The organism is Bacillus sp. AFS029637 (assembly GCF_002584985.1).
In the GTDB taxonomy this organism is placed as follows: Bacteria; Bacillota; Bacilli; order Bacillales; family Bacillaceae_G; genus Bacillus_A.
On record NZ_NUPZ01000043.1, the window covers coordinates 1 to 8331 of the forward strand.

General features: G+C 32.5%; 5 protein-coding genes and 2 pseudogenes. 5 read left to right on the forward strand and 2 right to left on the reverse strand.

Annotated elements, in window-relative coordinates:
• Nucleotides 1-665 (reverse strand): IS4 family transposase (locus COE49_RS24515; protein WP_141556641.1); only part of this gene is annotated, 665 nt, incomplete at its 3' end.
• A 241-nt stretch (nucleotides 666-906) separates the two neighbouring features.
• Nucleotides 907-1392: a CPBP family intramembrane glutamic endopeptidase gene (locus COE49_RS24520; protein WP_088232773.1), complete on the reverse strand. Its 486-nt coding sequence runs from the start codon at nucleotides 1390-1392 to the stop codon at nucleotides 907-909.
• Between the two features lie 246 nt (nucleotides 1393-1638).
• Here COE49_RS24520 and COE49_RS24525 point away from each other — a divergent pair.
• From COE49_RS24525 to COE49_RS24545, 5 genes and pseudogenes are all read left to right on the forward strand, one after another.
• A pseudogene (locus COE49_RS24525) lies at nucleotides 1639-2910 on the forward strand (discoidin domain-containing protein); the annotation flags it as partial.
• 996 nt (nucleotides 2911-3906) lie between these two features.
• Nucleotides 3907-5067, forward strand: coding sequence for a non-hemolytic enterotoxin subunit A (nheA, locus tag COE49_RS24530; RefSeq protein WP_088232772.1), 1161 nt, complete (start codon nucleotides 3907-3909; stop codon nucleotides 5065-5067).
• A 59-nt stretch (nucleotides 5068-5126) separates the two neighbouring features.
• Nucleotides 5127-6257 carry a non-hemolytic enterotoxin subunit B gene (nheB, locus tag COE49_RS24535; RefSeq protein WP_088232771.1) on the forward strand — a complete coding sequence of 377 codons (1131 nt, stop codon included), beginning with the start codon at nucleotides 5127-5129 and terminating at the stop codon, nucleotides 6255-6257.
• Nucleotides 6258-6530: 273 nt separating this feature from the next.
• Nucleotides 6531-7619, forward strand: a complete 1089-nt coding sequence (gene nheC / locus COE49_RS24540; protein WP_088232770.1) for a non-hemolytic enterotoxin subunit C — start codon at nucleotides 6531-6533, stop codon at nucleotides 7617-7619.
• Nucleotides 7620-8050: 431 nt separating this feature from the next.
• A pseudogene (locus tag COE49_RS24545) lies at nucleotides 8051-8331 on the forward strand (hypothetical protein); the annotation flags it as partial.

Below are 8331 nucleotides of genomic sequence, written 5' to 3' on the forward strand. Positions count from 1 at the left end.
TTGATACGAGAGATATAGTAAGCTTTGTTATCTTGTATATATTGAAGGTCTTTTAAATGAAAATACCCTAAATCTCGGATACATAAATCATTTGCTGTCACAGTTGGGGCACACAGCGAGCCGTAAGTGCGATCATGTTGTTTACCTGGACCTGTATGAATATGTAGGAACTGTCCACTTAACAAATCATACTCAAGTTGAATTTTTATCCCAGCTGTATGGCTGCATCCTCCTGCACCTGGATAAACCGATGAAAATACATCCGGAAGTTGAAATGCAGTTGAATCTAAAATACGAATACGCTTGAAAACAGAAGTGTATGGAGAAGAAATCGGCATAGATGAAGATAATTTTCGGTTCAGAAGTTTAGCTAATACTTGTTGTAGGAACTGCACGGCTGCGACGTTAAATCGTTGATTCAGTCCTTCAGGACTGATGAGTACTTCTGTTGATGTTTCTAAACAACTACATAACTGAGTTAAGGAAGTTTTTGCTACACTTTGGCTTATCCATACGCATAAAGCTATTAAATCTTGTGCTCGATACTTACTTGTTCGTTGTACAAACCCAACATCTCTAGCTAGATTCTGTAAGGTATTTGGGGATAAAAGACTCTGAATCTCCTGTGCAAATAGTTGTAGTTCGTCAGATACAGAAATAGACATACAAAAAACGCCATCCTTTCCTATGATTCTACAGAAAGAATAACGCATTTTATTCATTTTGAGGATATTTCTTTTTGTTAGCTTGATAGCGATGTGTCAATATCCCTACTTGTAGAAATTAAATTGCAATTAAACTCCAGATAAACCCCTCATTCTTTGAATAGTTCACATACCCTATTATGTTTACCCCAGAATTCTTACTTTCAGATTCCCTTCGGTTTCTGTACAAATCCTAATTCTATTAAGTGAAATTTTTTAATATAAAGGTAAAAAAATTATGTAATGCATGAATTAAAAAAACAACCCAATATGCGGAGAGTGTTTTAGGTGTTTTTTCCTTCTTTTTTTGATAAATCCAATATGAGTATCCTAGAATGACACCCATTAGGCCCGTATAAACTTTATAGGAAATCCCATATGAGTGAATAGTTCCAAAAATAATGGCTGAAAGAAAAATCGTTGGAATATTATCGTATTTACGTACAAATGGAATATCTTTTAAAATCCAAAACAAAAACATCTGATAAAGAGCTGTTTCTATTAGTGGAGCTACGACACAACCAGATATAACTTGCCGAATAAGAGAGACATCCTCAATCGGATTTCTTTCTGCTTCTATTGGTATAAGAAAGGATACCAATGGTAGTACAAATGTAGCTATAGTCATAAGTATGATGAAATACGGAAATCTTAAGTTATAAATAAAACGATGTAAATATTTACACATAATGTACTCCTTTGACATGTTGTGAAATTATTCATTCTGGTTAGGAAATATGTATTTTATTTTACTACTAATCATAATGACGAGCAAACCTAGAAAATGTATAGGAGGAGCACTCCACATCCATCAACTTAAGAATTTTATAACACCCCAAAACGCAAAAAACGAGCTGAATTCACATAAATAACTTGTAGAGAGATAAAAATTTCGTTCTGGTGGTACTATAAAATCTTAGCTTGATGGGTATGTGAACGTACCCCAGTAAAACTAGATAAATCAGAGCGATTACGCTGGTTAGCGAAAGCGATGAATTCCACAGATAAGAAAATTGCAATTTATAAAATAGCTACTAAACTTTTACCAACTAATGTTTTAGTATGGAAAGATTACGTTTCTCTTATGTTACAAAATCCAAATGCAACAGATGCTGAGTGGCAAGAATTAAACAGTAGTATTATTTCTTCTTTTGCTAATGAGCCAAGACCGATGATGGATCTTCTTACTCAAATTAGAAGCCATGTTCTGAACACAAATGATAGAGCAAAACTGCAACAGTATACGTTAAATATATTAAATGTATTTAACGCAATAACGGATGTGAATCAAAAGCAAGTAGCTAATAAAATTAAAGATCAAATGCCAAGTTTAGGATTAGGCCTTGCTACTTTTAGTTTTGATGGAGCAAATGCAGGAAAACTAATGGGAATTAAACCCGATACGGAATACAGTATCGATGGAGGAAAAACGTATAAAACTGCTACAAGCAATGATATGCTTTTTAGCAATGAAGAGATCTCAGCAATCAATTCAACGGATGGCATTTTAACAAGAGTGATCGGAACAGAGCAGCCCTTATTAATTCCAATTGGAAAGGCTAACAAAGTCAAAGTTTCTTCAAATGATGATGAGAATTTAGTTTTTGGTCTAGACGGTACGATGGAATTCAGTATAGACCAAGGTTCACATTGGACAAAATATAATCCAGTTGCTCCTAATTTACCGGATTTAACAGGAAATGTTACATTAACAGTTAGAAAATTTGCTGTTGGTTCAAATCCAGCAAGTGATGCTGTTAACTTAAAGTTTACTGATACCGCTGTAGTAGGATTAATACCGCACAAAAACTTATCAGTTGCAGGTGTCTCAAGTCAGGAAGTTTCGGCTAATAATGGTGCTGCAAATGCAATCGATGGAAACGGTGCAACAATGTGGCATACGTTATGGAATGGCAGTGATAAGGCTCCATACATTACCATAAAGCTTAATGAAGTTACTGGTATATCACAATTAACTTATGTTCCAAGACAAGACAGTAACTCTAATGGTAACATAACTAGTTATAATATATACACAAGTCTAGATGGAGTTAACTTTACAAAGGTTGCTACTGGAACGTGGGAAGATAATAATCTTACAAAGAATGCAAGTTTCAGTAAAGTAAATGCTCAGTATGTAAAGCTAGAAGTTGTATCAGGACACGGTGGATTTGCTTCAGCTTCAGAAATAAAATTATATAATTAGTATTTGAAAGATGAATGGGATTGTAGCAAAAGTATTTTATACTTTCGCTACGGTCTCTTTTTTGTTCTGGTACAAAAACTAGAGAATGTATGCAATGAATTTTCGGAACTTGGAAGTACTGATACTATCCCTATATAAGTGGAAATATCCTAGGTTTCGGTAATTTGATGAAAGACTTCTGGAGTAAATTACCAAAGGTCATGCAATTTTACATATACAAATAAAGGTAATGAGTATGCAGGATGTGATTGAATTATTTTAATATAATTTAATTGCATTTTATTTTTTCTTATAAGCTAAATTAACTATCTTTTTAATATATATATATTAACTTATAATTATTATAAGTTAATTGAATAAGATTGAATATAAATAAGATTAAATAGTAATTTTACCAGGATAATATTGCTAGTGGAACTAATGATTAATAGTAGAATTTTTAGATTTATTCGACAAAATTCTACTATTTACGCATTAAAAATTTAATGTTTTAATAAAGGTGTAATTGGTATGACCACTAAGAAAGGAGAAGATTATACGAATAAAAAGTGCAGTGAAGTAGCAAGTAACGTTATGTCGGATTAATTTTCTTAATACTCGGTTAATTAAGCTTAGAAACAATCTACAACTACAAAATTATCACATTTATAAAAAATAGCATTCTAAGTCTCTACATAGCAAAAATGACCTTATTTTATCCCGAGATAAAAGTATAAGCAATGTACAAGTATAATTTCATTTTTTGTAATTTTGTAGGATCTTATGAAATCGCTATCAAAAAATTCATGACAGGATTAATGATAGGAGCAACGACTCAATCTATCTGGGCTTCCTGCAAATGAAGCAGCTCCAGCTTTCAAATGAATAGCTATTCATTTGAAAGCTAATTAAAGCATAAATAGTTGCAAGGCTAGATTTCATATAAATAAAAATGAAACCTTTAAAATTTAGTCTAACTATTTTATCAACAAACACCAATTTATGGGGGGAATTACCATGAAAAAAACGTTAGTCGTAGGGTTATTAGCTACAGTAGTATCTACAAGCTGTTTCGCTCCTGTAAATACTTTTGCAGAAAGTAAAACAACTTATTTACAACCAAGTAGTATACTTGGACCCGCTATGGATAGGTTATCAAATTCGATTACGACATTAGGATCACAGACGCCATTAATTCAAGGATATGGGCTAATCATATTACAGCAACCAGACCTTGATGTAAATACTATATATGGAATAACAACTGATCAAGGTACTGTAAGAAACCATGTTCGAGACTACCTGGATGTAAATAACCACAAATTATTCGTTGTAAATCAAGACATACAGAGTTTCGAAATGAGATTTACAAATTATTACAATAAATTAGTTGAACTAGCTGGAAAAATGAATGAAGATTCGGAAGCAAAGGCATTATTTGTACGTATTTTTAATTTACTTCAAGGTGACGTGCAAAGAATTCAGTATAATATGAAAATAACTTCAGAAGACTTAAACTATTCTAAAAACGAATTGGTTGAAGATAGTAATAATTTTTCTAGTAAAGTTAGCAGAGCGTTTGAATCTTATAAGGGTTCAAACGGAGACATTGAAAAATTCAGAACGGAAATTGGACACCTTAATGCAGATATTCAAGAAGATTTTGAAAAACTTCTAGCTCTACCAAAAGAAAATCTAGACGGCTCTTTAAATATTACAAAGTCGATTATTAATATTTTGAAAGATGGAGTTAAGGATAAAACTGTAGACGTGTCTAATTTGGAAGCAGTTTATAACCAATATGGACAACTTACAAATGATAAAGTAACAGAACTGAATAAAGCTATTGCTCAGAAGCAACAGAAACTAATTCAATTGGTACAAAATTTAGCGAATATTGAAGTGCAAGCAACTCAAATGACACTTATTGAGCAGCAATTAAATAACCTTACAAGAACAGTTAAAAAGCAAACTCAGAGTTTTGACAATCTAGTAAGTAGTTGGGACACCTTTAATAACATAGTGACTGAAACGGGGACAAGTCTTAATACTGATGCGAAAATAGATTCTAATTCATTACAAGCACGATTAAAAGAACTCAAACAGTTTACGGATGAATTGAAAAAACAAACAACGGAATATCAAGAGAGTGTTACAAAAATAAAAGTAACAGGATGAAATTTGTAGAATGAAGAACAATAATTCTTAATAATATAATGTAAGGAGAGAAAAATGTGATGAAAAAACCTTATAAAGTAATGGCTTTATCTACATTAATAGCAACAATCGTAGCGGGTGGCATTATGCCATCATATGCCTCGGCAGAGGAAACAGCACCTATTTATGCAAATCAAGACCTTAAATACCCTAGTTATTACCTTGGACCAACAGGGCTTGATCATGCGATGAAGGACACTAAATCCAATATGTTGGTAATGGACCTGTATGCTTTAACTATTCTTAAACAAGCAGATATTAATTTGGATGGTTTACCTTCAGTTGGCGATAAGTTAAAAACAGACATTAAAGCCAACCAAAATCTTACTAGAGAAAATGCAACATACTGGTTAAATAATTTGAAATCAGGGATAGTTACGACGAATCAAAATATTATCAGTTATGATACAAAATTCCAAAATTATTCTCGTTATTTATTACAATATAAAAATGATCCAGAAAAACTAACAGCTTTGCTTACAAAGTTGAATGGTGAAGTTTCACAGAATAAAGATCAAGTGACTAAATTAGTGGAGGATTTAAAAAGCTTTCGTGGCAAATTAGAAAAAGATACACAAAATTTAAAAGGGAATGCTGAAGAAATCGTAAATGTTTTAACTGGTCAAGAAGCTGGAATTCCACTGTTTCAGAAACAAATCGAAACAAATAAAGCAGTAATCGATGAGAATAATAAAATTTATATTGCATCGTCGGTTGCAACTGCTGCTGGTGCATATTTAGTTCTTTCACCTTTTGCGCCCTTTGGTGCACCTATATTAGGAGGCGGGATATACGGAGTAGTTTCATCGCAGCAGCAGATAATCAAGGCACAAGAAGAAATTATAACGCTAACACAAAATATTTCAATGGCGCAACTACAGTCAGCTAGGTTAACGATAGTGCAAAGTGATATTAAAAATTTAACAGAAACAATTGATAAAGCTATTGTTTCTCTTGAAAATATAAAGACTGCGTGGGATGGAATGGGAACAAAATATGACGCATTGATTAAGAGTGCTAAAGCTGTTGACCCAGAATTCCTTGCTATGGATATAACAGCAGATCTGGATACAGCGAAGGATCATTGGGAGCAGATTAGAAAGTATGCTGAAAATATTCAAAGTAGTGAGATTTCATTCGTGAACAAATAATATTACATCAAGAAATTGCCGAAGTAATGAAAAATATAATATACTGAGTTTCACTTTTGAAGAACACATAATGTGAGTCTCCTGTTCAAGTTTGAGCAGGAGACTTCCTATATAGTTATGAAACTTAATAAAGATTATAGAATAAGAAAGTACGAGAATCTCTATTTTAATATGTTGTTTTATTTGCAATAATCGTAATTCATTTGAAGTAAAGAATAGAAGCTTATGAATTTAATAAAGTATGCGATGCATGTGAAAGAGTAGGTGAAAAAGATGAATAAGAATTTATATAAGAAAATTATTTTGTCAACAATCATTACGGGAATGGCAGCGAGTAATGTAATTCCACTTCATACTTTGGCAGCAGAACAAACTGTGTCCCAACAGCAAGAAAGTTTGAAGAACTATTCCCTTGGTCCTGGTGAATTTAAAGAAGTAATGGGAAACATGGTGGCAAATATCCTTACAATGGATTCATATGCCAATACAATCAGTAATCAACAGCTGACAGATTTAAGTAAAATAAGTTCTATAAATGGTGATTTACAAGCCAACATGATTAAGCATCAACAGGATGCAATAGAGAATGCCGACTTTTGGTTCATGTATTTTAAAACTCGTATTATGTACACGCATCAGAATATTGTAAGTTATAATGATACGTTTCAAGCAAGTTATAAGCTTTTACTAACTGCTATAGAGCAAAAAGATACAGAGAAATTAAAATATGAACTAGAAAATTTGTACAATAGTATTTTGTACAATAGTCAAAAATTAGATGTACTGTTAGAAAAATTGAAAAATTTTCAAGGTGAAATAGCAGAAAATACAAGAAATTTCAAAGAAGATTTCAATCAATTGGAGAATATTCTAGAAAGTACGAACGCTGGTATTCCGCTTCTACAACAACGAATTGAGAATTGTAATAATATAATTAAAGAAAACTATGCTAATCGTGGTAAATATATAGCTGCGGCTGTACTCCTGCCTCCATATGGTATACCAATGATTGTCCAAGTTGACAATAATATCGCATCTGCACAACAAGAAATAGAACAAATAAAGTCCAGAATTTCTGGAGCGGAGGCAGAAGTAGTTATTTTGACTGATGCCAAAAATAAAACGGAACATATGGCTGCAACAGTTGGTACAGCTGTTACTGCTCTTGAAAATATAAAGACTCAGTGGGGGACAGTGGAGAAAAAATATAAATCATTGATTGACAGTGTTGACAACATTAATCTAGACCTGTTTGATGAGATTATAAGAGCAGATCTGAATACAGCGAAGGATAATTGGCAGGACCTTAAAAATTATACGGATAAATTATATGAAGGTGCTAAGATTGTAGAAAATAAATAGATTGTACAAATAGGAAAACCGCAAATAGGACCGGATTGCAACTGAATACTATTAAAAACATACAACCTTGTATTTGTTGGTAAGGTTGTATGTTTTTTTATAGGGATGTAACAACTTCAGGTACCTTCAATATTTTTGTGTAAGGCGGGAGAAATGTCGAAAAATAGCTGTAATTGTCAAATTTTATTGCTGTACGACCTGTTCGATGTTAAGTTCGTAGTAGTAAGAAAAAAAGGAAATGGGTTCGTTCCATTCCCATATCCTAGCTTTCGTAATTATTTAGTATGAATAAGAATGGAGATTTCTTTCTTCAGTTATGTTTTATATTTATCAGACTATATGAAGATTTACGAGTTATTATTTCTTAATTTTCAAAAAATAAACCGACAGGAAATCGAAATTAATTACATTCATTCAGCGAAAGGACTTTAATGGAACTAATTGAAAAGGAAAGGATTATTTATATGCAGAAAAGGAATCGTTATATGTTTCAAAAACCGATGACAGTACTTGCGACATCTGTTATTTTGACCACTACATTATTTTCACCTGTCATGACAAATGGCTTGATTGTTCATGCTGAAACGATTGCTGCACAGACTACAAACCAATATGAACAGAGGGAGTTTGATCTTCCAGCTACAGGGAGTTATGGGGATGAAGCAAAAAGAGAAAGAAGAAGTAATCAAAAAACCTATATGCCAACAGGAAT